At 57.7% G+C, this 23,256-nt stretch carries 24 protein-coding genes and 1 other RNA gene; 14 read left to right on the top strand and 11 right to left on the bottom strand.

Translation table 11 applies throughout. From position 1 onward, the window contains the following. The first annotated feature begins 57 nt into the window (after positions 1-57). Positions 58-455: RNase P RNA component class A (gene rnpB, locus ACR0JI_RS04460), an RNA gene on the top strand. A 6-nt stretch (positions 456-461) separates the two neighbouring features. On the opposite strand, the gene ACR0JI_RS04455 is transcribed toward rnpB, so the two are convergent. The 3 genes from ACR0JI_RS04455 to ACR0JI_RS04445 all read right to left on the bottom strand — a co-directional run bounded on the left by ACR0JI_RS04455 (position 462) and on the right by ACR0JI_RS04445 (position 2,353). After that, positions 462-794, bottom strand: a complete 333-nt coding sequence (locus ACR0JI_RS04455) for a GYD domain-containing protein (protein ID WP_480475761.1) — start codon at positions 792-794, stop codon at positions 462-464. 66 nt (positions 795-860) lie between these two features. Continuing rightward, complete coding sequence (locus tag ACR0JI_RS04450) at positions 861-1,703, bottom strand: DUF2182 domain-containing protein (protein WP_480493737.1); 843 nt, start codon at positions 1,701-1,703, stop codon at positions 861-863. 14 nt (positions 1,704-1,717) lie between these two features. Continuing rightward, a complete protein-coding gene (locus ACR0JI_RS04445) occupies positions 1,718-2,353 on the bottom strand; it encodes a DUF1326 domain-containing protein (RefSeq protein ID WP_209504621.1) in 636 nt (211 codons plus the stop codon). Between the two features lie 278 nt (positions 2,354-2,631). On the opposite strand from ACR0JI_RS04445, the gene ACR0JI_RS04440 reads away from it, so the two are divergent. From ACR0JI_RS04440 to ACR0JI_RS04430, 3 genes are all read left to right on the top strand, one after another. After that, positions 2,632-3,339: a DUF533 domain-containing protein gene (locus ACR0JI_RS04440; protein WP_480475767.1), complete on the top strand. Its 708-nt coding sequence runs from the start codon at positions 2,632-2,634 to the stop codon at positions 3,337-3,339. 127 nt (positions 3,340-3,466) lie between these two features. After that, the gene (rpmG, locus tag ACR0JI_RS04435; protein WP_037309480.1) at positions 3,467-3,634 is read left to right on the top strand and encodes a 50S ribosomal protein L33; all 168 of its coding nucleotides are present in this window, start codon (positions 3,467-3,469) and stop codon (positions 3,632-3,634) included. A gap of 216 nt (positions 3,635-3,850) precedes the next feature. Next, on the top strand, positions 3,851-4,357 hold the full coding sequence (locus ACR0JI_RS04430; RefSeq protein WP_480493740.1) for a hypothetical protein: 507 nt from the start codon (positions 3,851-3,853) through the stop codon (positions 4,355-4,357). A 185-nt stretch (positions 4,358-4,542) separates the two neighbouring features. Here the strand turns inward: ACR0JI_RS04430 and ACR0JI_RS04425 are convergent, their stop codons facing one another. After that, a complete protein-coding gene (locus ACR0JI_RS04425) occupies positions 4,543-5,319 on the bottom strand; it encodes a Bax inhibitor-1/YccA family protein (RefSeq protein ID WP_480493742.1) in 777 nt (258 codons plus the stop codon). Between the two features lie 183 nt (positions 5,320-5,502). Continuing rightward, positions 5,503-5,712, bottom strand: a complete 210-nt coding sequence (locus tag ACR0JI_RS04420) for a YjiS-like domain-containing protein (protein WP_480493744.1) — start codon at positions 5,710-5,712, stop codon at positions 5,503-5,505. 127 nt (positions 5,713-5,839) lie between these two features. Between ACR0JI_RS04420 and ACR0JI_RS04415 the strand changes: the two genes are divergently transcribed. After that, entirely contained in the window at positions 5,840-6,721 is an 882-nt protein-coding gene (locus ACR0JI_RS04415; protein WP_480493746.1) for a LysR family transcriptional regulator, read from the top strand. A gap of 6 nt (positions 6,722-6,727) precedes the next feature. Here ACR0JI_RS04415 and ACR0JI_RS04410 read toward each other — a convergent pair whose 3' ends face one another. Continuing rightward, positions 6,728-7,684, bottom strand: coding sequence for an NADPH:quinone oxidoreductase family protein (locus tag ACR0JI_RS04410; protein WP_480493748.1), 957 nt, complete (start codon positions 7,682-7,684; stop codon positions 6,728-6,730). A gap of 340 nt (positions 7,685-8,024) precedes the next feature. Here ACR0JI_RS04410 and ACR0JI_RS04405 point away from each other — a divergent pair, with 340 nt between their 5' ends. The 3 genes from ACR0JI_RS04405 to ACR0JI_RS04395 all read left to right on the top strand — a co-directional run bounded on the left by ACR0JI_RS04405 (position 8,025) and on the right by ACR0JI_RS04395 (position 10,682). Beyond that, the gene (locus ACR0JI_RS04405; protein ID WP_480475779.1) at positions 8,025-8,396 is read left to right on the top strand and encodes a helix-turn-helix domain-containing protein; all 372 of its coding nucleotides are present in this window, start codon (positions 8,025-8,027) and stop codon (positions 8,394-8,396) included. A gap of 45 nt (positions 8,397-8,441) precedes the next feature. Continuing rightward, a complete protein-coding gene (gene hisN / locus ACR0JI_RS04400; protein ID WP_480475781.1) occupies positions 8,442-9,233 on the top strand; it encodes a histidinol-phosphatase in 792 nt (263 codons plus the stop codon). Positions 9,234-9,347: 114 nt separating this feature from the next. Further along, complete coding sequence (locus ACR0JI_RS04395; RefSeq protein WP_480475783.1) at positions 9,348-10,682, top strand: 8-oxoguanine deaminase; 1,335 nt, start codon at positions 9,348-9,350, stop codon at positions 10,680-10,682. Here the strand turns inward: ACR0JI_RS04395 and guaD are convergent. Continuing rightward, on the bottom strand, positions 10,679-11,965 hold the full coding sequence (guaD, locus tag ACR0JI_RS04390; RefSeq protein WP_480475785.1) for a guanine deaminase: 1,287 nt from the start codon (positions 11,963-11,965) through the stop codon (positions 10,679-10,681). The two genes, ACR0JI_RS04395 and guaD, sit on opposite strands and share 4 nt — an antisense overlap. Before the next feature lie 139 nt (positions 11,966-12,104). Between guaD and mgtE the strand changes: the two genes are divergently transcribed. Further along, positions 12,105-13,499 carry a magnesium transporter gene (gene mgtE, locus ACR0JI_RS04385; protein ID WP_480475787.1) on the top strand — a complete coding sequence of 465 codons (1,395 nt, stop codon included), beginning with the start codon at positions 12,105-12,107 and terminating at the stop codon, positions 13,497-13,499. Next, the gene (locus ACR0JI_RS04380; protein WP_480475789.1) at positions 13,496-14,053 is read left to right on the top strand and encodes a 5-formyltetrahydrofolate cyclo-ligase; all 558 of its coding nucleotides are present in this window, start codon (positions 13,496-13,498) and stop codon (positions 14,051-14,053) included. The genes mgtE and ACR0JI_RS04380 overlap by 4 nt, the downstream gene beginning before the upstream one ends. A gap of 3 nt (positions 14,054-14,056) precedes the next feature. Here the strand turns inward: ACR0JI_RS04380 and ACR0JI_RS04375 are convergent, their stop codons facing one another. After that, positions 14,057-14,284, bottom strand: a complete 228-nt coding sequence (locus ACR0JI_RS04375) for a putative hemolysin (RefSeq protein WP_480475791.1) — start codon at positions 14,282-14,284, stop codon at positions 14,057-14,059. Positions 14,285-14,413: 129 nt separating this feature from the next. On the opposite strand from ACR0JI_RS04375, the gene ACR0JI_RS04370 reads away from it, so the two are divergent. From ACR0JI_RS04370 to ACR0JI_RS04360, 3 genes are all read left to right on the top strand, one after another. Continuing rightward, positions 14,414-15,229 carry a TIGR00282 family metallophosphoesterase gene (locus tag ACR0JI_RS04370; RefSeq protein WP_480493750.1) on the top strand — a complete coding sequence of 272 codons (816 nt, stop codon included), beginning with the start codon at positions 14,414-14,416 and terminating at the stop codon, positions 15,227-15,229. A gap of 87 nt (positions 15,230-15,316) precedes the next feature. Further along, positions 15,317-17,095 carry an SLC13 family permease gene (locus ACR0JI_RS04365; RefSeq protein ID WP_480493752.1) on the top strand — a complete coding sequence of 593 codons (1,779 nt, stop codon included), beginning with the start codon at positions 15,317-15,319 and terminating at the stop codon, positions 17,093-17,095. 96 nt (positions 17,096-17,191) lie between these two features. Then, complete coding sequence (locus ACR0JI_RS04360) at positions 17,192-17,929, top strand: YbaY family lipoprotein (protein WP_480493754.1); 738 nt, start codon at positions 17,192-17,194, stop codon at positions 17,927-17,929. Positions 17,930-17,942: 13 nt separating this feature from the next. On the opposite strand, the gene ACR0JI_RS04355 is transcribed toward ACR0JI_RS04360, so the two are convergent. From ACR0JI_RS04355 to ACR0JI_RS04345, 3 genes are all read right to left on the bottom strand, one after another. Then, positions 17,943-19,604, bottom strand: coding sequence for an FAD-binding dehydrogenase (locus tag ACR0JI_RS04355; RefSeq protein WP_480475799.1), 1,662 nt, complete (start codon positions 19,602-19,604; stop codon positions 17,943-17,945). Between the two features lie 204 nt (positions 19,605-19,808). After that, entirely contained in the window at positions 19,809-20,543 is a 735-nt protein-coding gene (locus ACR0JI_RS04350) for a glutamine amidotransferase (protein ID WP_480475801.1), read from the bottom strand. Positions 20,544-20,559: 16 nt separating this feature from the next. After that, a complete protein-coding gene (locus tag ACR0JI_RS04345) occupies positions 20,560-22,332 on the bottom strand; it encodes an SLC13 family permease (RefSeq protein WP_480475803.1) in 1,773 nt (590 codons plus the stop codon). 110 nt (positions 22,333-22,442) lie between these two features. Here ACR0JI_RS04345 and ACR0JI_RS04340 point away from each other — a divergent pair, with 110 nt between their 5' ends. Then, positions 22,443-23,183, top strand: coding sequence for a YebC/PmpR family DNA-binding transcriptional regulator (locus ACR0JI_RS04340; protein ID WP_480475805.1), 741 nt, complete (start codon positions 22,443-22,445; stop codon positions 23,181-23,183). Positions 23,184-23,256: the final 73 nt, after the last annotated feature.

The following is a 23,256-nucleotide window of genomic DNA, read 5'->3' as shown; positions in this document are numbered from 1 at the left end:
CTTCTCTGATCCGTCAGCTCTTGACGCCGCAGACCACAAAGCCTACCCAGCCCAGGCGCGGAGGGCCGGATGGCCGCTGGGGCGTACGCCCGAGAGGAAAGTCCGGACTCCACAAGACAACGGTGCCGGGTAACGCCCGGGCGGGGCAACCCGACGGAAAGCGCCACAGAAATCAGACCGCCCAGGGCCTCGGCCCCGGGTAAGGGTGAAACGGTGAGGTAAGAGCCCACCGCGCCGCTGGCAACAGTGGCGGCACGGCAAGCCCCACCGGGAGCAATGCCAAATAGGGTCCCCGCGCGGGCCGGTCGGCGCAAGCCGATACCGCCGCTAAGCGCGTCTTGGCCGAGAGGGACCGGGTTGGCAGCTTGAGCCGTGCAGCAATGCACGGCCTAGAGGAATGGTCATCGAAGGGGGAAACCCCGGAACAAGATCCGGCTTACAGGCCCTCCGCGCGTATCCTTTTATCCTCCGGGCGGCGTGTACGTCCCCGTCAACCTTGCGGCTTTCTCAGTGACCGAAACGAACTCGTCCGCGGTCCAGGCGCGAACCGTTTCTATGTTCGTGACCGCACCCGATGCCGCGACTGCCATGCCGACCGCCACAGCATCTGTTCCGTCTGGCGCTTCGCTGATCACGACCACGTCATTGCTGCCGGTCGTCATATAGAAGGACAACAGTCGACCGCCGACTTTCTCCAGTAATGCTTTCACCGGGCCGGTGCGGTTCTCGGGCTTTTGCAACATGCCTTTGACGCCAGCCTGCGAGTAAGTCGCATAGGTAATGAAAATGGGCATTGGAACCTCCGTATTAACGAAAATTACAGGGCCTTTCAGTCAGCCGACCCCGAAGGCTGTCACGTGTCAAATGTCAAAAATCAACGGTGCCATGATAAACCAAAGACCTGTGCCGATCAGTGTCACACCTGACACTGGCACCAACCACCTGGTCCTGGGTAGAAGCTTTTCCAGTGCCACGTAAGCGGCGATACCGACAATCCAATAGAGGTTCATTATCCCCCCGATGAATAGCAGCAACATCAGAGCCCAGCAGCACCCAAGGCAATGTGTGCCGTGCAAGGCTCCGGTTCTGAACGCGCCGAAGGGGCCGGGCCGGTTGTGACCGGCCAGAAACCTTGCGGGGCTTTGGCAGTAACGAAGACACGCGTTCTTTAAACTCGAAAACTGGTAAAACCCGGCAGCCAGCAGAACACATCCCGCGAAGAGGCCGGAGCGGATTGTCATCATCGGCCCGTTCGACAGCCCGATATGTTCCAACTCCCACTGCATTGCCGTTGCAGCCAGGCTGAACGCACCCCAGGTCACCAGATAGCCCAACAGGAAACACAGGCTGAACTTTGCCGCACGGTCTTTCTCAGAACCCATTCGCTTTGTTGCGGCAAACAAAAGCACGGCTGGCGCGGCACTTGGGGTCATCATGGCAATCATCATGATCCACCACATCAGGAAGATGAGCAGGGTGTAACCGAAGCTCCAGACGGTTGCGGAACCCATCTGCATGGGCTCTCCAACCGGGCCTGCCATGCGGGTCATTTCGACCGCAGACATATTCATCCCGACGCCGGCAACTGTGTACCAGGTGGCTGCAAGAATGATCAGAAGGACGCTGCCCAACACGATTGCATTGTCCTGCCTCAACAGCCGCTCAATCGCCCCGGCAGGGGCTGTCGCACTCTGTCTGGTCATGAGAGGGTCTCCGGCTACGCGCCCAGAACACCGTGACCGGAGAGGTTCAGATGTGCGAGATGAGCGTGCGTGGCGTCAAAGGTAAGACTAATCTCACCACCCGTTGTTTTGGCCGACCCCGAGGCAGCCTCGGCGTGGCGGTACTCAAAGCCGTTCGGCAACTGGATCGATGCCCTGTGCGCAGCGCCCGATACGATATGAGGAATCGGGCTGACCTCGACGTCGAAGACCCCTTGAACCCTGGCATAGCCACTGCGATCATCGCGGTTCCAGTTCAATTCGATCGGTACAAAAAGCGTTTCATGTTTCGTCGGTGCCATCGCACTGTAAACGTACCACATGGTCGCCATTTCATCGGTGTCTTCGCCGGTCATGATGGCCTGCAATGCTGCGCGCTGTTCGGCTGTAGCACTTTCGTCAATGATCAGTTGCATCTGACCATTGCCTTCGTGGATCGGTCCCGGCCAGTGATAAACACCTGCTGCCCGCAAACCTGCCAGATCAGTATCGCCATAATGTCCGCTTTCGATGTCGAAAACGACCACTGCCTCGCAATTGCCATGAGATGGAAGAACGCTGAATTGGCAGGGGCAACCGAAATTGCAATTACAATTGGCCAGTTCTTCGCCCTGAATAACCCACTCTGTCATGATAGCCCCCCAAGAAAAGCTGCGTAAAACAACACTGCTCCGCGCGGGCATTACCTGTTTACACTGCCTTGGCCGTCGAGCCTGAAGTCGGCCTCTTGGACGTATCAGTCGCGGTAAACCTATCACGATATCGTGATATGTACAAACTTAGTCACTGCCGTCCGGTCCTCACCGGCTTGGAAATACAGTCCAGAATCCCGTGGGGGTTGAACGTGGTATTCGCCTTTGCATTCCTCTGATAGAATTGGGGCATATTTTTAAAAACCGGGAGGATTGTCATGAGCTTTATGAAGACACTTGCGTCCGTTGCAGTTGGTTTCGCAGCCGCGAAGGGGCTGGAAAAATACCAGAAAATGGGCGGAATGGCTGGCTTGCAGGACATGATGCAAGGCGCAGGCGGTGGCCTTGGCATGGATCAGCTCGGCAAGATGGCCGAACAGTTCGGCCTTCCCGGAGGTGCGACAGGCCTCCAGGATATGATGGGCAAGATGGGGTTGGGTGGCAGTACCGCCGGTGCCGCCGGTCTTGGCGGGCTTTTGAATGCGATGCAGGGGGCGGCCAGAACTGGCAGCCAGCAAACCACCGACATGATGGAGACGGTGTTTGGCGGAACACCAGCCGGGGCTGCGATGGAAGCTCAGGCCAAGCTCATGTTGCGGGCAATGATCCAGGCGGCCAAGGCAGACGGCGAATTGGATGAACACGAGAAAGAAACGATCCTGGGTGAACTGGGCGATGACATCAGCGACGAAGAACGCGCATTTGTGCAGGAACAACTGAACGCACCCGTCGACGTAATGGGGCTGGCAGCTGATTCTGGGGCGCCTCTCAGAACGCAGATTTATGCGACATCTCTGGCGGCAATACGGTTGGACAATGATCGTGAGGCCGCATATTTGCGGCAATTGTCCACTGCGCTGGGCCTTTCGGACGGTGAAAGAGACCAGATTCACAACTATATGGGCGCACCAACGTTACCGGGTTGAACCTATGCCCGATTCCTGGGCCAGGATCGTCCGATTGGCCTTGACATGCACGGCGTAGCGCGTAAAAGCGCACGCTCATAGGAATTCAACCGAAAGGCCCCTGCCTTTCCGGACGCAGGAGATAACCATGGCGAAGCCGACGACAATCAAGATCCGTCTGAACTCGACCGCGGGCACGGGCCACTTCTACGTGACCAAAAAGAACGCACGCACCATGACCGAGAAAATGACCATTCGTAAATACGATCCGGTGGTTCGGAAGCATGTCGAGTACAAGGAAGGCAAGATCAAGTAATCTTTCCGTTCCATTTGGACTTTCCAAAAAGGCTCTGCTTGGCAGGGCCTTTTTTCGTGCTGAATTCCGGTGGATGGTTGCCAGAAACGTCAACATGCCCATCTGGGGCCGTTGCAGGAGCGCATCAGCCACCGATGCAATCGCATGGCCTGTGGCTTGCTTTTTGTGCCGACCTGCAAGTACGCTTGAGCAAATCGCCACAAAATGTTGACCGCCATGAAAAAAATCTTGTTATCCACAATAGCCGTTCTGACTTTGGCGGCCTGTGAAGACCCGTTCAACCGCAAAGGTGTCGGGTTTACCGGAATCGATGGCGAACCCCGCACGATTTCCGACGTTCCCGGAGCCGTCGCTTTTCTGCCGCCCGAAACGAACGTCCCTGCCGAACTGGCAGAGCTTCAGACCGTCACTCTCTTGGTTGATGAAGTGGATCCATCCAAGGTGGCGTCCGTTGCCATCGACAATGGCGGGCAGACGCCGGGCAATGCGGTCCAGCTACAGGGCAGCGATACGAATCTGTTCTTGAGCACCGTCAGTGTCAACGGAACCTTGTATGGTGTCCTTCGTACGCCGACGAACAGCGTTAAGGTCGACAACTCGGTCGGCGTTGGTTTTGCGCAAGAGGCCGAGCGTTTCACCGGGTGTATACCTGCTGGCGATGTGTTCCGCAAAGGCACGTCCGAGCGTAGTTCGGGCTTTGCAGTACCGTTGAACTGTAGCTAAGTCTTTTACCTTCTGATGTATCATGCCCTCGCCGATCTAGCGGGGGCTTTTTCTTGACCGGGCGCGCGTACATCGCTGCCTTTTCCGGTAGAACTTGTGCGCCGGACAAGCTCTATCACCAGTTGGTTCAAAACGAAAAAAGGCCGGTCTGATGACCGGCCTTTCCCCATACCAATGGTATGCAATTACTCGCGGTTGCCCAGGAATTGCAGCAGGAACATGAACAGGTTGATGAAGTCCAGGTACAGGTTCAATGCACCCATGATAGCAGCCTTGCCCAGCCATTCCTGATCGCCACTGTGGGCCATTTGCAGGTATGTGGTCTTGATGTTCTGGGTATCGTAGGCGGTCAGGCCCGCGAAGATCAGAACGCCGATGGCCGAGATTGCAAAGGCAACCGCCGAAGACGCCAGAAAGATGTTCACAACCATCGCGACGATCAGGCCGATCAGGCCCATCATCAGGAAAGTGCCCATGGCGGACAAGTCTTTCTTGGTTGTGTAACCGTACAGGGACAGGCCCGCGAACGCGATTGCGGTGATCAGGAAGACCTGGATGACCGACTCACCGGTGAAAACAAGGAAGATCCAGCTGATCGAAATGCCCATCACCGCAGCAAAAACGTAGAACACCAGCTGTGCGGCGGCTGCCGACATGCGGTTGATCCCGGCGCTGAAGCCGAAAACAAACAGCAAAGGTGCAAACATGATGACCCAGCGCAAGGGCGACGCGTAAATGCTATAGCCCAGCGATGTCAGATAGGTATCGGCATTCAACTGTGCCGCCGCGGCTGACGGATCGCTTGTGGTTGCCAGGCCCGCGATGGCCCAGGCTGCTGCGAACGTAATCAGCATGCCGACGGACATAGTGCCGTAGACTTTGTTCATATGGGCGCGCAGGCCCTCATCAATCTCGGCAGCGCGCGCGCCGGCCGCCGTCCGGATCGTGTCGAATTGTGCCATCAAAGGGTCTCCCTTTACATAATTATTCAGCCCCCCTGCTATGAGGGAAGCGTTCTAGGCAAATATCGGCAACTCAGGGCTGTGTTTCAAGTATTTACCGCGGAAAACCTACTATTTTACGCAACAAAAGTGGCGATCCGCAACACGTGACCGCCACTCATGAACTAAAGATATGTATTTGCATCATTTCTGCCAGAATTCCGGCGCGTCCCAGACGAAACGTCTGGCTTCGGCATCAGCCTCTGATCTACAGACTCCGATGTCCTGAAGGGCGCGATCATCAAGTCGCGCCAGCCGACGGCGTTGACGCTTCAGGGAAACAGCACGCCTGATGATAGTGCCGAGCGATTGCTTCTTGGGATTGCAATGGTGATGAATGGCAATTTGGGTCATATTTATTGTCCTTTCGTGCATTCTCGATGGTTTATCTCGTCTTCATCAATTTCCTTGATTGATATGGGGGAGTATGACATATTTTTAAAACGAATATTTTTGATGAAACACATAAGGAATCGTGAAGATGCGGAATCTGGACATCACAACCCTTCGGTCATTTGTTGCGGTGGCGGATCAGGGTGGGGTGACTCGCGCTGCCGGATTTCTGCATCTGACGCAATCTGCGGTCTCGATGCAGTTGAAACGGCTGGAAGAGTTGCTTGGCCTTCAATTGTTGGACCGCAGTGGCAGAACGATTGCCCTGACCGCGTCTGGCGAGCAACTGCTGGCCTATGCGCGCCGTATGATCGCATTGAATGATGAGGTCATCTCGAAACTGACCGATCAGGCCTTTGAAGGTGAGGTGGTATTGGGGGTTCCTCACGACATAGTTTACCCGGCCATCCCACGGGTCCTGCAACGGTTCAACGCGGATTTCCCACGGGTCCGAGTTCAGTTGGTCTCGTCTTATTCCTTGCAGTTGAAAGACATGTACAAACGCGGCGAATGTGACGTGATCCTGACCACGGAACCGACGTCGGTGGACGGTGCGGAAACCATTGCAGAGCTGCCCTTGCGCTGGATAGGTGCGCCGGGTGGATCGGCCTGGCGCAAGCGTCCGCTGCCTTTGGCACTTGGACGTCGCTGCTTGTTTCGACCACAGGTGATCTCTGCGCTGGATGCAGCCGGTATTCCCTGGGAACTGTCGGTGGAAACTGAAAACGACCGCACAATCGAGGCCACAGTCAGTGCTGATCTGGCAGTGTATGCGGCACTGGAAGGTACCGAAGCCGCACATCTTGAACAGATCGAAAGCGGGGGTGCGTTACCGGACCTACCTGCGCATATGATCAACCTGTATGGTGGCGAACCGGGTCGAGACGCGGTTGTCAAAGCGCTGGCACAATTGGTGCGTCAGAACTTCCGCCTTCTTGGGGGGACGCAGCTCCGTGCCGTAGTGGGCTGATTGTGGTCAGGCGGTGATCACGATTTTGCCTGTCGATTTCCGTTCTTTCAGCAACCGCATGCCCTGCGCGACCTCATCAAGAGGCAAGACGTGGCTAATGTGTGGATTGATACGGCCCTCGGCGTGCCAGCGGAAAAGAGTGTCAAAACTTTCGCGCACGGCTTCTGGCCGGAATTTCAGATACCCGCCAATGTAAAAACCGATCACAGTCAGATTCTTGACCAGCAGATGATTGGCAGGGATTTGCGGAACATCGCCGCCGGCAAATCCGATGGGCAGCAGGCGGCCTTCGGGATTGGTGGCGCGGAAGGCCGCCTTGAACACATCGCCGCCGATTGCATCATAGACGACATCCGCGCCGCCAAGCGATCTGACCCGATCCCTTAGATCCTCTGAGGTATCAATCAGGTGGTCGGCCCCCGCCGCACGGGCAACGGCCAGCTTTTCAGGGCCGCGGGCCTGTGCGATGACGGTGGCGCCCATGAGCTTGCCGATCTCAACCGCGGTCAGCCCAACGCCGCCTGCTGCTCCGGTTACCAGAAGCGTCTCGCCGGGTTGCAGCCGGGCGCGGTGGTCAAGGGCCATGTGACTGGTACCATAAGCAATCTGGATCGCGGCGGCATCTTCGAAACGGGTCGTGTCAGGCAACGGGATCGCGCGATCGGCGTCGAAAACGCCATACTCTGCCAGCCCGCCCTGACCAGAATAGACGGCGATCCGATCACCCGGTTTCAGGGTGGGCACACCTGGACCGATGGCATCCACGACACCGGCTATTTCCATTCCCAAAGTAAACGGCGCAGGCGGTGTATCCTGATACGTTCCTTTCTGCATCAACAGATCAGCGAAATTCAAACCGCAGGCTTTGATCGCCACCCGCACCTGACCCTCACCCGGCTCGGGTTTCGGTACATCGCACAGCTGGGCAACTGCTCCCTCGGATCGAATACAAAAGGCCTTCATGTGGCTCCTCACGTGTTTCGGGCATTGGCACGTCGGCTGTACAAGATGTCAATTCCTTATGCGCGGCGTCCTGAAACGACTGAAAATCTGTCGCATGTCCAACCGGGGCAAGCGAAAAGCGCACAGGGCTTTTGACACATACAACCACAGCCCTTGTGAGGGGGGATCGACTCAACCAGCTTGAAAAAAAATTCAAAACGGGCAATATAGACTATCAGTGCTGGTAACGGGGGACGGCACAGTCCGGATTAGGGGGCGGTTAAGGAAGCCCCTGTTGGTATTGCGATCTCGGACGTCGCTCGATCCCGTACAAATGTGTGTGTAGTAGAGGAGAATACCAATGACTCATCACGTCGATGTCCATGTGGGCAAACGCGTTCGGCATCGCCGCTGGCTGATTGGGATGACCCAGCAACAATTGGCGCAGCAAGTTGGTATCAAGTTTCAGCAAATCCAGAAATATGAGACCGGAGCCAACCGAATCAGCGCGTCCCGCCTGTGGGACATTGCCGAGGCTTTGGACGTACCGGTAAGCTTCTTCTTCGAAGGTCTGGAAGAAGCAGAGAAAAGCAGCTCGGACAAGAAATCTGTTCCAGCTGATCTGATGGGCGATAAAGAAGCCCTGGATCTTGTACGCTCTTACTACGCAATTCCGGAAAACCAGCGCCGCCGCCTGTTTGAACTTGCACGTGTCCTCAGCGACGTCGCCTGATCAGACTGGCTTGACTTTGTCAGGTAATGCCCGCACCAGAGTGCCATGCATCCGGCGAGTTTAAGCGACATTGAAATTGCAGAAGAAATGGCCGAAGCGGCACGCGCGGCCATTCTTCCTTTTTTTCGTCAGACCAATCTGGAAACTGCGAATAAGCTGACCGAAGGGTTTGACCCCGTCACCGCGGCGGATCGGGCCGCCGAAAAAGCCATGCGAGAGGTGCTGTCCCGGTTGCGCCCCGAAGATGGCGTGTTGGGCGAAGAATACGGTGCGCACAAGGGCAGCAGTGGCCGAACCTGGGTTTTGGACCCCATCGACGGCACGCGCGGGTTTATCAGTGGCACACCAACCTGGGGCGTTCTGATCGCGCTCAGCACAGCAGACGGGCCGATCATCGGAGTGATTGATCAGCCCTATATTGGCGAACGCTTTGTCGGATCGACAGCTGGTGCGCATCTTACAGGGCCACTGGGGACCAGTAAGCTGCAAACCCGGGGGACGAAATCTCTGGCGGAGGCGACGCTGTTCACCACTTTTCCTGAAGTCGGCACCCCGGATGACCGGGCCGGGTTTCAGGCCGTATCGGAACAGGTGCAACTGACCCGATATGGAATGGACTGCTACGCTTATGCCTTGTTGGCCGCTGGGCAGGCAGATCTGGTGATCGAAGCAGGGCTGAACTCGTATGACATTCAGGCGCCTATCGCGGTTATTCAGGCGGCAGGCGGAATTGTGACCGATTGGCAAGGTGGCCCGGCGCATGAGGGCGGTAGGACATTGGCCGCAGCCAACGCAGAGATTCATGCAGAGGCCCTTCAGATCCTGCGTCGGTTCTGAAATCTGTTGTAGCAGATCCCGATGACGGGTACATAATACACGGTCGGTTCTTAAGCCCGTTTTCCGCCGACCTTCGCACTCCTTGCAAGAGACGGGCAGATGCAGGAGCGCGACATGACGGAAATCCTACTCAAAAACGCTGACCTGATCCTGACGATGGACGAGTCCCGGCAGGAACTCCCCGGGGCTGACATTCTGATCCGCGAAGGCCAGATTGCGGGGATCGGGTACGGATTGCAGACACAAGGCGAGGTTCACGATGTTTCGGGCTGTCTGGTGACACCCGGACTGGTGAACACTCATCACCATCTTTACCAAACGTTGACCCGCGCGGTGCCGGGCGGGCAGGACGCATTGCTGTTCGGGTGGCTTCAAACACTTTATCCGATTTGGGCGAAGTTCGGACCAGACGAGATGTTCACCTCGGCCCAGATCGGTTTGGCAGAGCTGGCGCTGTCAGGCTGTACGCTCAGTTCCGATCACCTGTACCTCTACCCCAATGGATCGCGGCTGGAGGACACGATTGCTGCCGCATCCGAGTTGGGGATGCGATTTCACCCGACACGTGGCGCGATGAGCATCGGTGAAAGCGATGGCGGCCTGCCTCCGGACAGCCTGGTGGAAGAAGAAACTGCTATTCTGGACGACATGATCCGCGTTGTGGATGCTTTTCACGATCCGTCCGAAGGGTCGATGTGCCGCGTAGGTCTGGCCCCGTGTTCACCGTTCTCGGTCAGCCGGGACCTGATGCGAGATGCCGCCCTTCTGGCACGGGACAAAGGCGTGATGTTGCATACACATCTGGCTGAAAACGATGAAGATATCGCCTATTCACAGGCTCAGTTCGGCTGTCGGCCCGGTCAGTACGCCGAAGATCTGGGTTGGATCGGCCCGGATGTGTGGCACGCTCATTGCGTCAAGCTGGACGGGGCCGAGATTGACCTGTTTTCGCGTACGAAAACCGGTGTCGCTCATTGCCCATGTTCGAACTGCCGTCTGGGATCAGGCATCGCGCCGGTGCGGGCGATGCGCGATGCGGGGGTAAAGGTCGGCCTCGGCGCTGATGGCTCGGCCAGTAACGACAACGGTAATCTGATGCTTGAGGCCCGGCAGGCACTGCTGTTGCAGCGGGTGGTTAATGGGGCAGATGCGATGTCGGCCCGCGAAGCATTTGAGATTGCAACACGTGGCGGGGCCGATGTGCTGGGGCGTCCTGATTGCGGGCGGCTTATGCCGGGAAAACGCGCGGATGTCGCTGTCTGGGATATGCGCAGTATCGAATGCGCAGGCAGTTGGGACCCGGCAGCACTGCTTCTGGCCGGTCCGATGCAGGTAAAGCACCTGTTTGTAGAAGGCCGCCAGATCGTGCGGGATGGGCATATCACGACGATTGACCTGCCCCGCGTGATTGAGCGTCAAAACAGTCTTGCCAAGGCGTTGCAGGCCTAAGCGGCCTTCCGCCCACCGATCCAGACCTCGGCCACAGCCCGATCATCACCCATCATGATGGTCGGGAAGATTGCCTCCCAAACATCGTTTGCACAAGCCTCGCGCTGGGCGATGGCCGGGGTCGAGGCGAGATCAATCACGACCAGATCCGCCTCCATTCCCGGCGCAATGTTGCCGATGCAATCATCCATCCGCAGGCTGCGCGCCGACCCGACTGTACCCAGCCACAGCAATTGCGCCGGATGCAGGGGGCACCCGCGCAACTGACCGATTTCATAAGCGGCAGCCATGGTGCGCAGCATTGAAAAACTTGATCCGCCACCGGTGTCGGTGGCCAGACCGATCCGGTGGCCATCGTGGATCAAGCCGTTCATGTCGAACAGACCCGACCCTATGAAGGTGTTCGAGGTGGGGCAGTGGATCAGTGACGCATCAACCTCGCGCAGACGATCGCGTTCCCGGTCTTCCAGATGGATGACATGCCCATAAAGTCCGTTCTGCCCCAGCAACCCGAACTTTTCGTAAGTGTCCAGATAGTCCCGGGCATCGGGGAACAGGGAGCGGACCCACTCGATTTCGTCTGTCTGCTCGCTCAGGTGTGTTTGCATCAGGCAATGGGGATGTTCCGCCCAAAGCGCGCCCATGGCCTCAAGCTGTTCTGGGGTGGACGTGGGCGAAAACCGGGGCGTGATGGCATAGGACAGGCGGTCGACACGGTGCCATTTCTCCAGCAGCGCGGCAGATTGGTCATAGGCTGTCTGGGCCGTGTCCCGCAGACCTTCAGGCGCATTGCGGTCCATACAGGTCTTGCCCGCGACCACGCGCTGTCCCCGTTGCTGCGCGGCAGTGAAAAAGGCATCCACGCTTTCGGGGTGGATGGTGCAAAAACTGCACATCGTCGTGGTGCCATGGGCGGCAGTCAGATCCAGATAACGGTTGGCGATTTCAGAGGCGTATTCAGGATCACCAAACTTCATCTCTTCGGGGAAGGTGTAGGTGTTCAGCCAGTCGATCAACCGCTTCCCCCAACTGGCGATCATGGCGGTCTGCGGGTAGTGCACATGCGGGTCAACGAAACCCGCAATGATCAGGTGATTGTCATAGTTCTTGATGACGGCATCAGGGTGACGCCGCATCAGCGCATCGGACGCGCCGACATCGGCAACGCGTCCTTTGTCAATCACGACCGCTTCGTCCAGCCGGGTCGCTTCGGTTGGCTCTCCGTCAAAGGGTGAGCCTGTGAAACTCAGAACGTGCCCTTTCAAAAGCGTCTTTTGCGCCATTTGCCCTGTTCTCCACCTGTTTGGGACCGCGCTGTAGCATAGGCAGACGAAAGAAGTGGGTAAATCGGCGCATTGTCATTGTTTTCTGGTAGCTGCTTCTTCTATTTAGGGGCCAATCGCCGAAAGAAGGGGGCAGCGCATGACGACAGGCAATAACCAAGCCGAACACGATCTGCCCCAGGACGAAGACGCGTATGCGCTGGATCGCCGGACCGTGGCGGCGATCCTTTATGCGGTTGATGTGGATGATCGCGACAAGCTGATTGAGCTGATGGAGCCGCTGCACGCGGCCGATATCGCTGACCTTTTGGAGCAGATCAATCCTTATGACCGGGCCCGGCTGATCCGGCTTTATGATAAGGAATTTGACGGCGACATCTTGTCTGAACTGGATGAATCGGTTCGCGAGGAAATCATCGCCGTTCTGACCCCCGAGGTTCTGGCGGAAGCCGTGCGCGAGATGGAAAGCGACGACGTCGTTGACCTTCTGGAAGATCTTGAGGAACCGCAGCAGGAAGCCATTCTGGGCGCGCTCGAAGATTCCGAGCGGCTAGCAGCGCAACAGGCGCTTGCTTACCCCGAGAGTTCTGCTGGTCGTTTGATGCAGCGTGAGGTCGTCATGGCCCCCGAGCATTGGACCGTCGGTCAAGCCATCGACTTCATGCGTGCCAATGACGATCTGCCCGAGCAGTTCTATCATGTTGTTCTGGTCGATCCGCGCCTGAAACCGACAGCGCAGGTGACATTGGGCAAGCTGATGGCGTCCCGACGTGAAGTGCCGTTGCGCGATCTGGCGGAAGAGGAGTTTCACATCATCCCCGTTGATCAGGACGAGGAGGATGTGGCTTATGCCTTCAACCAGTATCACCTGATCTCGGCCCCCGTGGTCGATGCCGACGGGCGTCTGGTTGGTGTGATCACCATCGACGACGCGATGGTTGTTCTGGATGAAGAGCACGAAGAAGACATCCTGCGCCTTGCCGGTGTGAGCGACGAAAGCTCGCTGTCCGACAGTGTGGCGGCCACCAGTCGGCGACGGTTGCCCTGGCTGGCGGTAAACCTGTGCACGGCAATCTGTGCTTCGTTGGTGATCTCACAATTTGCGGCGGCAATTGACCAGCTTGTCGCGCTGGCCATCCTGATGCCGATTGTTGCATCCATGGGGGGCAATGCGGGAACGCAGTCGCTGACCGTTGCAGTGCGCGCACTGGCGACGCGCGACCTGACCAACTCAAACGTGATGCGCGTTATCAGGCGGGAACTGCTGGTGGGCATGTTGAACGGGCTCTGTTTTGCCATTGTACTGGGGACCGTGGGAATGCTGTGGTTCGGTTCACCTTGGCTGGGTGTCGTGATTGGGTCAGCCTTGGTCGTGAACATGATCATCGCGGGCTTTGCAGGTACGGTAGTACCGGTAGTGCTGGATCGTCTGGGAATTGACCCGGCGCTGGCGTCAGGAACCTTTGTGACAACCACAACCGATGTCATGGGGTTCTTCATCTTTCTTGGGCTTGCCAGTGTGGTGCTATTGTGACCGATCTGACTGAAATCAAAGCAGCTGCACGCAAAGCGGCATTTGCGCGCCGCAAGGTCGCGTTCGACACGCGTGTTCCCGGTGCGGCCGGACGTTTGTCCGAGGTTCTGGCGGGTTATCGCGGCGTGCCCTTGTCAGGCTACATGCCAATCCGAACCGAGATCGACCCGGTGTCTGCCATGGCTGAAGCTGCGGCTTATGGACCTGTCGGTGTTCCCGTGATACAAGCCGCTGGAAAACCTCTGAAATTTTCGCGCTGGACGCCAGAAGGACCGCTGAAAGACGGCCCATTCGGTGCCAGAGTGCCCGAGGTTGATGATTATTTCGACCCCGAAATCCTGATTGTGCCGCTGGTGGCTTTTGATGCCAACGGCGGGCGTTTGGGATATGGCGGTGGATTTTATGACCGCACGCTGGAAGGATTGCGAGGCAAGCGCGCGACACTGGCAATCGGTTTCGCTTTTGACGCGCAAGAGGCGCAGAAACTGCCGCTGGAGCCGACCGATCAGCCGCTGAACATGGTTATCACCGAAAGCCGGGTGCTGACGTTCTAAGCCTCATTGCTGAAAGTGGCTGCGTAAATAGTCCCAGGCATCCACCTCGGTACCGTCTTTCAGGATGCAGATACCAAAGACGCTTCCATCTTCGTTCTTCCGAAGTTGGTAAACCCCATCATTCTCGACGCAAAAGGTTGCCGCGGGATTGGGCATGGATGTCTTTGTGCCTTGCGCCATAACACCCGAAGCGACCACAAGGCCGAATGTCAGTATTGCCAATAGCTTCACAACATGTCCTTTTGATTTAAGCGCATGGCTAAGACTTTGCCACGCCTGCATGCAATTTCAAGTTCGGCTCAACTTAAATTTCACGGTTCCGCCTTGTTATTGCCCAGCACAGCACCTACGACCCGGATCATGAGGATTTTGTTTCTTGGTGATGTGATGGGGCGCGCGGGGCGCGCGGCCGTTCAGCAACATTTGCCGCGCCTGCGCGACGAATGGCGGCTGGATTTCGTTGTGGTCAATGGCGAAAACGCGTCGAACGGCATGGGGTTGAGCGGCGATCACGCCAAGCTGCTGCTGGATGCCGGGGCAGATTGCCTGACATTGGGCGACCATGCGTTCGACCAGAAAGACATGCTGCAATATATCGAGAAAGAACAGCGCATCGTGCGCCCGGTGAACTATGCAAAGGGTGCGCCGGGGCGCGGGCACCGGCTGTTTAACGCACCCGGCGGGCGCAAAGTTCTGGTGGTGCAGGTGTTGGGGCAGGTCTTTATGAAACGGCCATTCGACGACCCGTTCTCGGCCATTGAACCTATCCTGAAGTCGCACCCACGGGGTGGACAGGCACAGGCCATCATCGTCGATATGCATTGCGAGGCGACGTCTGAGAAGATGGCCATGGGTCATTATTGCGACAAGCGCGCCAGCCTTGTGGTGGGAACACATACCCATGTACCGACAGCGGATTCGCAGATTCTGCCAGGTGGCACAGCCTATCTGACGGATGCGGGCATGTGCGGCGACTATGACTCGGTCATTGGTATGGACAAGCAGGAACCGATGCGCCGGTTCATAACCGGGATGCCCAAGACCCGGTTTACCCCTGCCAATGGCGAGGCCACGCTGAGCGGAGTTTTCGTCGAAACGGATGATCGCGACGGCCAGGCCAAATCTGCTCGCATGGTGCGCGTTGGTGGACGTTTGGAACAAGCCGGGCCTGATTGACGAACGTCAGGCTTGCCCTGCCACGCGCAATGCGTGAAACTGCATGTCATCAGGCGCTTGGGCCAGGGTTCGGACAGAATACCACGAATGAATTTCCTTTCACTGACAGAGACGGGCAGCGCAATTCTGGCGCTGCTGATTGTTGCGAGCATGTTCGTCATGTTCCTGCGCGAGGTTTATCCGGCCGAGGTCGTGGCCATCGGTGGTGTCTCACTGATGCTGGTCACAGGGATCCTGCCCTATCAAAGCGCGCTGGCGGTCCTGTCCAATCCCGCGCCCTGGACGATTGGGGCAATGTTCATCATCATGGGGGCCTTGGTGCGGACCGGGGCCTTGGACGCCTTTACGTCGACCGCGCAAAGGCAGGCGCAGGTCAACCCGCGTATTGCCATCGGATTGCTGATGGGATTTGTCGTGCTGGCCTCGGCTTTTGTGTCGAACACGCCCGTTGTTGTGGTCATGATCCCGGTTTTTGTTCAAATCGCCCGCACGCTGAACGTACCCGCGTCAAAGCTGCTAATTCCACTCAGTTATGCCGCCATTCTTGGCGGGACACTGACACTGATCGGAACGTCCACCAACCTGCTTGTGGATGGTGTGGCCCGCGCGCAGGGGATGAAAGCTTTTTCGATATTCGAGGTCACGCCGCTGGGGATTGCACTGGTGATCTACGGCATGATCTATCTGCGTTTCATCGCCCCCAGATTGTTGCCCGAGCGGGATAGCATGGCCTCGCTGCTCAGCGATCGGTCCAGAATGAAGTTTTTCACCGAAGCGGTCATTCCGCCCGACAGCAACCTGATCGGGCGTGAAGTGACCGGCGTTCAGTTGTTCAAACGCCCCGGCGTGCGTCTGATCGACGTGGTCCGGGGCGATGAATCGCTGCGGCGCAATCTGAAGGGCGTTGAATTGCAGGTCGGTGACCGCGTGGTTCTGCGCACCGAGATGACCGAACTTCTGAGCCTACAGAGCAACAAAGAGCTGAAGCGTGTGGATCAGGTTTCCGCTGTCGAGACCAAGACGGTCGAGGTGCTGATCACACCCGGATGCCGTTTGGTGGGTCGGACCCTTGGAATGATGCGACTTCGGCGCCGGTATGGTGTCTATGTGCTGGCCGTTCACCGTCGCAATCAGAATATCGGTCGCCAGTTGGATGATCTGGTGGTTCGGGTAGGGGATACATTACTGCTGGAGGGCGCCCCGGCAGATATCCAGCGCCTTGCCGCGGACATGGACATGGTGGATGTCAGCCAGCCCTCTGCACGCGCCTTCCGTCGCAGTCATGCACCGATTGCAATTGGCGCGCTGGTCGGGATCGTCGTCTTGGCGGCATTGGGTGTCGCGCCGATCCTGCTGTTGTCGATTGTGGCCGTAGCCGTGGTTCTTCTGACCCGTTGCATCGATGCGGACGAGGCGTTTTCGTTTGTCGAAGGTCGCCTGTTGGCGCTGATCTTCGCGATGCTCGCCATCGGTGCTTCACTGGACAGCTCTGGCGCGGTTTCACTGATTGTCGAGGCCGTGGCACCGGGACTAAGCGCTTTGCCGCCCTTCCTGATCATCTGGGCGATCTATCTGCTGACTTCGGTGCTGACCGAACTGGTTTCCAACAATGCGGTCGCAGTTGTGGTCACGCCTATAGCCATCGGGCTGGCCCAGGCCGTCGGAATGGACCCGCGCCCGTTGGTGGTTGCGGTTATGGTGGCGGCTTCGGCATCCTTTGCAACACCGATCGGGTACCAGACCAACATGATGGTCTACGGCCCTGGCGGCTACAGGTTCACCGATTTCATGAAGGTGGGTGTTCCGCTTAACCTGACGGTCGGATTGTTGGCATCCCTTCTTATTCCATTGATCTGGCCTTTGTGATTTCGGCGCAGAATCGCCACTTTGGCGAAGCACATCTTGCAAAGACCCAAGGGCACACGATCTTTTGCGAAGAGGGTTTGCAAAAGGATTTGACCGATGCAGCATTTGGGTCGCGCAATATGGGCGGGTGCAGCAACTTGGGCAGCTTTAAGCAGTGTCGCTATTGCCGGTATTGTTGAAGGGACCGCAACGTACCGAGAGCGCATTGCACTGCCACCGGACGCAACCCTTTATGTTGAGCTTCAGGATATCTCGCTGGCCGATGCCCCCGCTGTCACTCTTGCCGCGCAACGGTATGCGCTGAGCGGGGTGCCCGCGCAGTTCAAATTGACCTATGACGACGCGCTGATCATGGATGCTCATCGCTATGGCGTGCGGGCTTCAGTGATGCAGGGGCAAAACTTGCTGTTCACCACAGATACTGTGTACCCGGTTCTGACGAATGGGGCAGAGAATGCCGCCGATCTGCTGTTGGTTCAGGTCCAGGGGCAGGGGGCGGCAACGCTGGACAACACCCAATGGACCGCCTCGGGCCTGAATGGTGCGCCTATCGAGACCGAAAAACGCCCTGAGCTTGTCTTTGATCAGGATGGCGTCTTTTCAGGCAGCAGCGGCTGCAACCGGTTCAGTGGTCGGGCCGAGATCTCCGGTAATCGTATTGCGTTTCCTGACAACATGGCGGCAACACTCATGGCTTGCCCACCTCCGTTGGACGCGGTCGAGCGGCAATTCCTGCAAGCCTTGCAGAACGTCACGACCTTCGCGATGCAGGGCAACGCTCTGGCTCTGCTGGATGCGCAGGGCCAGCCGGTGATCAAACTGATGCGCAAGTAACCGGGAAAGTGCGTCAGGCGACAGCCCTTGAACGCCCGGCATTGCGACCGGAAAAGATGCAGCCGCCCAGGAATGTACCCTCCAGCGCGTTGTAGCCGTGATAACCGCCGCCGCCGAATCCGGCGACTTCACCAGCAGCGAACAGGCCCGGCACGACATTGCCGTCTGATCCAATCATCTGACTGTCCAGATTGGTCTGCAATCCACCCAGGGATTTGCGTGTCAGGATATGCAGCTTGACGGCAATCAGCGGGCCGTTGGCCGGATCCAGAAACTTATGCGGTTTGGCTGTGCGGATCAGTTTATCTCCGCGATAATTGCGCGCGGCAAGGATCGCCATCATCTGCGCGTCTTTCGAAAAGGGGTTGTCGACCTGCAAATCCCGGGCTTCGATCTGGGCACGCAGATGAGCCTCGTCTATCGGAGTGTCGCCCAGATGGTTCATGCCGTTGACCAGTTCAGTCAGCGTGTTGGCAACAACAAAATCCTCACCCTTTTCCTTGAACGCCTCAACCGGGGCGGTTGCGCTGGAACCGGACAGAATGCGTTGGCGGATTACCTCTTTCCAGCTACCTGAAGTGAAGTCGGGGTTTTGTTCCGACCCGGACAGCGCAAATTCCTTTTTGATCACCTTCTGGGTCAGAACGAACCAGCTGTATTCATATCCGGTTTTCAGGATCTCACGCAGAGTTCCCAGAGTGTCGAACCCCGGCAGACAGGGCGGTGCCAGGCGGTTGCCCCTGGCATCAAACCACATTGAACTTGGGCCGGGCAGGATACGAATGCCATGGGCGGGCCAGATCGGGTCCCAGTTGCGCACGCCTTCGGTGTAGTGCCACATCCGATCACCATTGATGACATGGCCGCCCGCCTTTTCGCTGATTGCGATCATGCGGCCATCGACGTGAAAGGGTACCCCTGCAACCATATCTTTGGGCGGCTCACCCAAACGGTCCCGGGGCCAGTTTTGACGCACCATGTCAAAATTGCCACCAATACCGCCGGACGTGACAATGATTGATGGGGCATAAACTTCGAACTCGCCAACCTCATCGCGGTTGGTTTTGTTACCGCGCTGGGCGGTGTCATCGGCCAGAATTTCTCCGGAAACACCTTTGGCGGTTCCGTTCTGCATGATGATATGGCTGACTTGGTGGCGGAACTTCATCTGGATCAATCCGGCGCTGACATGGTCGCGGACGCGTCGGATAAATTGTTCCAGAACGCCGGGGCCGGTGCCCCATGTGATATGAAAGCGCGGGACCGAGTTGCCATGCCCCGTCGCATAAGACCCGCCACGTTCGGCCCAGCCAACGACCGGAAACCAGCGCAGGCCCATTTCGTGCAGCCATGGCCGCATTTCGCCAGCGGCAAACTCAATATAGGCTTCGGCCCATTTGCGGGGCCATGCGTCTTCGCCACGGTCAAATTGCGCGCTGCCCATCCAGTCGCGCAGCGCCAATTCGTGGCTGTCGCGTATACCCATGCGGCGCTGTTCGGGTGTGTCGACCATGAACAGGCCTCCAAGGCTCCAGAACGCCTGACCGCCCAAAAAGGTTTCGGGTTCCTGATCGACAATGATCACCTTCTTGCCCCGGTCGCCCAGTTCCGCCGCAGCTGCCAGCCCGGCCAACCCGGAACCGACGATAATCGCATCTGCAGTATTGTTTGTCATGAACACTCCTTTCAGCGGCGGCGGAACAAAGCGGTGAACGGCAGATCCAGGGCAGGCAACATGATGCCACAGACGGCCGAAAGCAGGGTCAGCGAAACAGGGCGGCCGGCAATGGCAACCTGATGATCCGCAATCAACCCCTCGCAAAGTTGCGTCAGATCAGCCTAAGCGAGGCGGAAAGGCGCAGGCAACCACGCCGTTGGGTCACTCGTATCGCTGGACGAAACGGCGCAGGATTTCGCCGGGCTGCGTGACCTTCGCCGAATGGCAGTGGTCGATCAGTTTCTGCGCGTCTTCGGGCGGGAAATAGCCGTGGTTCCTGTAGATGTTGATACGCTGTTCAAAGTCTTTGGCATCGGCTTCCGGATGGAACTGAGTGGCATAGACGTTCCGGCCCCAGCGGATCATCTGGAACGGGCAGGGGTCGGACGCAACAAGGTGAACGCAGCCCTCGGGCAGGGCTTGAACCGCTTCTTTGTGGCCAACAAACGCATCAAAGGTGGCGTCCAACTCTGCGGTCAACGGGTCTTGTTGTCCTTCGGGGGTCAGGCGGCACCTGGATGGTCCCACAGGCTCGCCATACCGGGCTTTGCTCACGTTGCCATCCAAATGCACGGCCAGAATACCAAGGCCATAGCAACACCCCATGAAGGGATGATCCTGCGCGGTAATCTGCGGCATCAAACCCAGGATCGCTCCTTCGATCCGCGCATCCGTCGCGGATTTGGTCGCGGGGTCATCACTGACGCATCCCGGCCCGCCGCCTACGATAATCCCCGCATAATCGGTGACTTTCAGCCCTTCTGGCAGGTCTTCGCAATCCAGACGGATGCGATGCGTGCGTTCGGGTAACAACCCGCTGCGGTTCAGGATCGAGGCATATTCTGCGTCGGAGGCATCCGTTTCCGGGCGCAATTGCAGGATCAAAAAGCGTTTCATGAACAGCCTTTACCCGTCACAATGGCCAGAAGACAAGGATGGCGGGGACGGAAACCACGATGATCAGAGCCTCCAGCGGCAGGCCCATGCGCCAGTAATCGCCAAAATGATAGCCGCCGGGGCCCAGAACCAGCGTGTTGTTCTTGTGACCGATAGGCGTCAGGAACGCAGCCGAGGCCGCAACGGCCACGGTCATCAGGAACGGGTCGGGCGACACCCCGAGCGTTTGGGCCATCTGGATGCCCACCGGGGCCGCGACGATGGCGGTGGCGGTGTTGTTCAGAACATCCGACAAGGTCATCGTCACGACCATCAGTACGGTCAGGATCGCCCATGCGGGCAGACCATTGGTCAGCTGAATCAGCGCATTGGCAATCAACTCGGTGCCGCCGGATGTTTCCAAAGCGCTGCCCAGTGGGATCATCGAGCCCAGCAGCACAACCACGGGCCATTCGATATGGTTATAAATTTCTGTGATTGGCATGACCTTGGTCAGCACAAAGGCTATGACGACAAGACCCAATGCGACGGGAAGGTAAATCAACCCAACACTGGCCGCGAAGACGGCAACTGCAAATAGACCGATGGCCAACAAGGCCTTGTCATTTGCCGTCACGTTCAACCCGCGTTCGGCCAAAGGCAGACACCCCAGCCAGTCGGTCACATCGGCGCTGCGATCACGGGGGCAAAGCAGCAGCAAGATATCGCCCGGTTCAACCTCGGTCTTGCGAACCTGTTCGGTGATCTGACGACCCTGACGTGAGATGCCCATCAGGACGGTGCTCTGGCGCCAAGCCAACCCGATACCCTGCGCTGTACGGCCGGCTATGTGCGCACTTTCCGGAACAACCACTTCGATCACTTCCAACCCGTCGCCTTCAGCCGTCAGCAGCTCCTGCCGTCGCGTGTCCGAGAAATCCAGTTTCAGCGCAGAACGGAATTCGTCCAGCGCTTCGGGGCGCGCTTCCAGTACCAGCGCGTCGCCATCGTTCAGTGTGGCATGGGTTGACCGGCCATATCGCCGTTTTCCATCCCGGATCAGGCCGATGATAGCCACGTCGGATTTTTCGGCCGTTTCATAAAGTTCGCTGACCCGTTTGCCGATATGGGCAGAGCCCGGCGGAATCGTCAGTTCGGCAATGTATTCGGCCAGAACCTCGGATGTTTCTTGTTGCACGCCGCGATTGGGTATCAATCGCCATCCGATCAGCGCGACAAACGCCAGACCGGCGATCGCTGCTATTCCACCAACAGGGGCGAAGTCGAACATATGAAACGGCTCGCCCAGCGTTTCCTGCCGGATCGAGGCGATGATGATATTCGGCGGGGTGCCGATCAGGGTGACCATGCCCCCCAGAATGGTGGCAAAGCTTAGCGGCATTAGGGAAAGGCCCGGGGGCCGACCTGCTTTTCGCGCGGTCTGAATATCCACGGGCATCAGCAAGGCAAGCGCCGCGACATTGTTCATGAAGGCCGACAGAATCGCACTGATCCCACCCATCAGGGCGATATGCGCGCCCAGCCCCCGTGACGCATCAACCAGAGTTCGGGTGATCAGAAATACCGCACCTGACCTGACCAAACCGGCAGAGATTACAAGCACCAGCGCGACGATAATGGTCGCTGGGTGGCCAAAGCCCGCAAAGGCATCATCGACCGGCACAACACCCAGCACGACACCGATCATAAGCGCGGCAAAAGCCACAAGGTCGTATCGAAACCGACCCCAAAGCAGCATTCCGAAGACAGTGATGAAAAGCGCGAAAAGAATGATCTGATCTGTCGTCATGCCGTCACCATACAAGGCGGTGAGGTCGTCGCAAGCCGCTCTCTTGATCCTGCCCCCCGCAAACGTCTATATGAGCGCCGAACACGCAAACATGATGACGAGGACGCACTATGGCAGGCCACTCCAAATGGGCCAACATCCAGCACCGCAAGGGGCGTCAGGACGCCGCGCGGTCCAAACTGTTTTCCAAACTGTCGAAAGAGATCACTGTCGCCGCCAAGATGGGCGACCCCGATCCCGACAAGAACCCGCGCCTGCGTCTGGCGGTGAAAGAAGCCAAGTCGAACTCGGTCCCCAAGGACGTGATCGACCGCGCGATCAAGAAATCGCAAGCGGGTGAAGGTGACGATTACGAAGAAATCCGCTACGAGGGCTATGGGCCCAATGGTGTTGCGGTCATTGTCGAAACCATGACCGACAATCGCAACCGGACCGCATCGACCGTGCGTTCGACCTTTTCGAAGAATGGCGGCAACCTGGGCGAGACCGGTTCGGTCGGTTTCATGTTCGAACGCAAAGGCGAGGTTGTTTACCCGGTGACCGCAGGGGATGCAGATTCCATTTTCGAGGCGGCCATCGAAGCGGGCGCGGAAGACGTCGAAAGCTCGGATGACGGTCACATCATCTGGTGCGCCGATACCGATCTGAACGATGTCTCCTCTGCATTGGAAACCGCGCTTGGAGAATCAGAATCCACCAAGCTGGTCTGGAAACCGACCACAACGACGGAACTGGGCCTGGAAGACATGCAAAAGCTGATGAAGCTGGTAGATGCTTTGGAAGACGATGACGACGTGCAGCGTGTCACGACCAATTTCGAAGCCACCGACGAGGTCATGGCGCAGCTTTAAGCTGACCCAATACCAACTCATTGAAACCCGGTCGCACGGCCGGGTTTTTTGTTTTTTGATGGTCTTATTGAAT

This window comes from Ruegeria sp. N10 (assembly GCF_056531545.1).
Note: the sequence above shows the minus strand (reverse complement) of the source record. Positions and strands in the feature narration are given on the sequence as shown.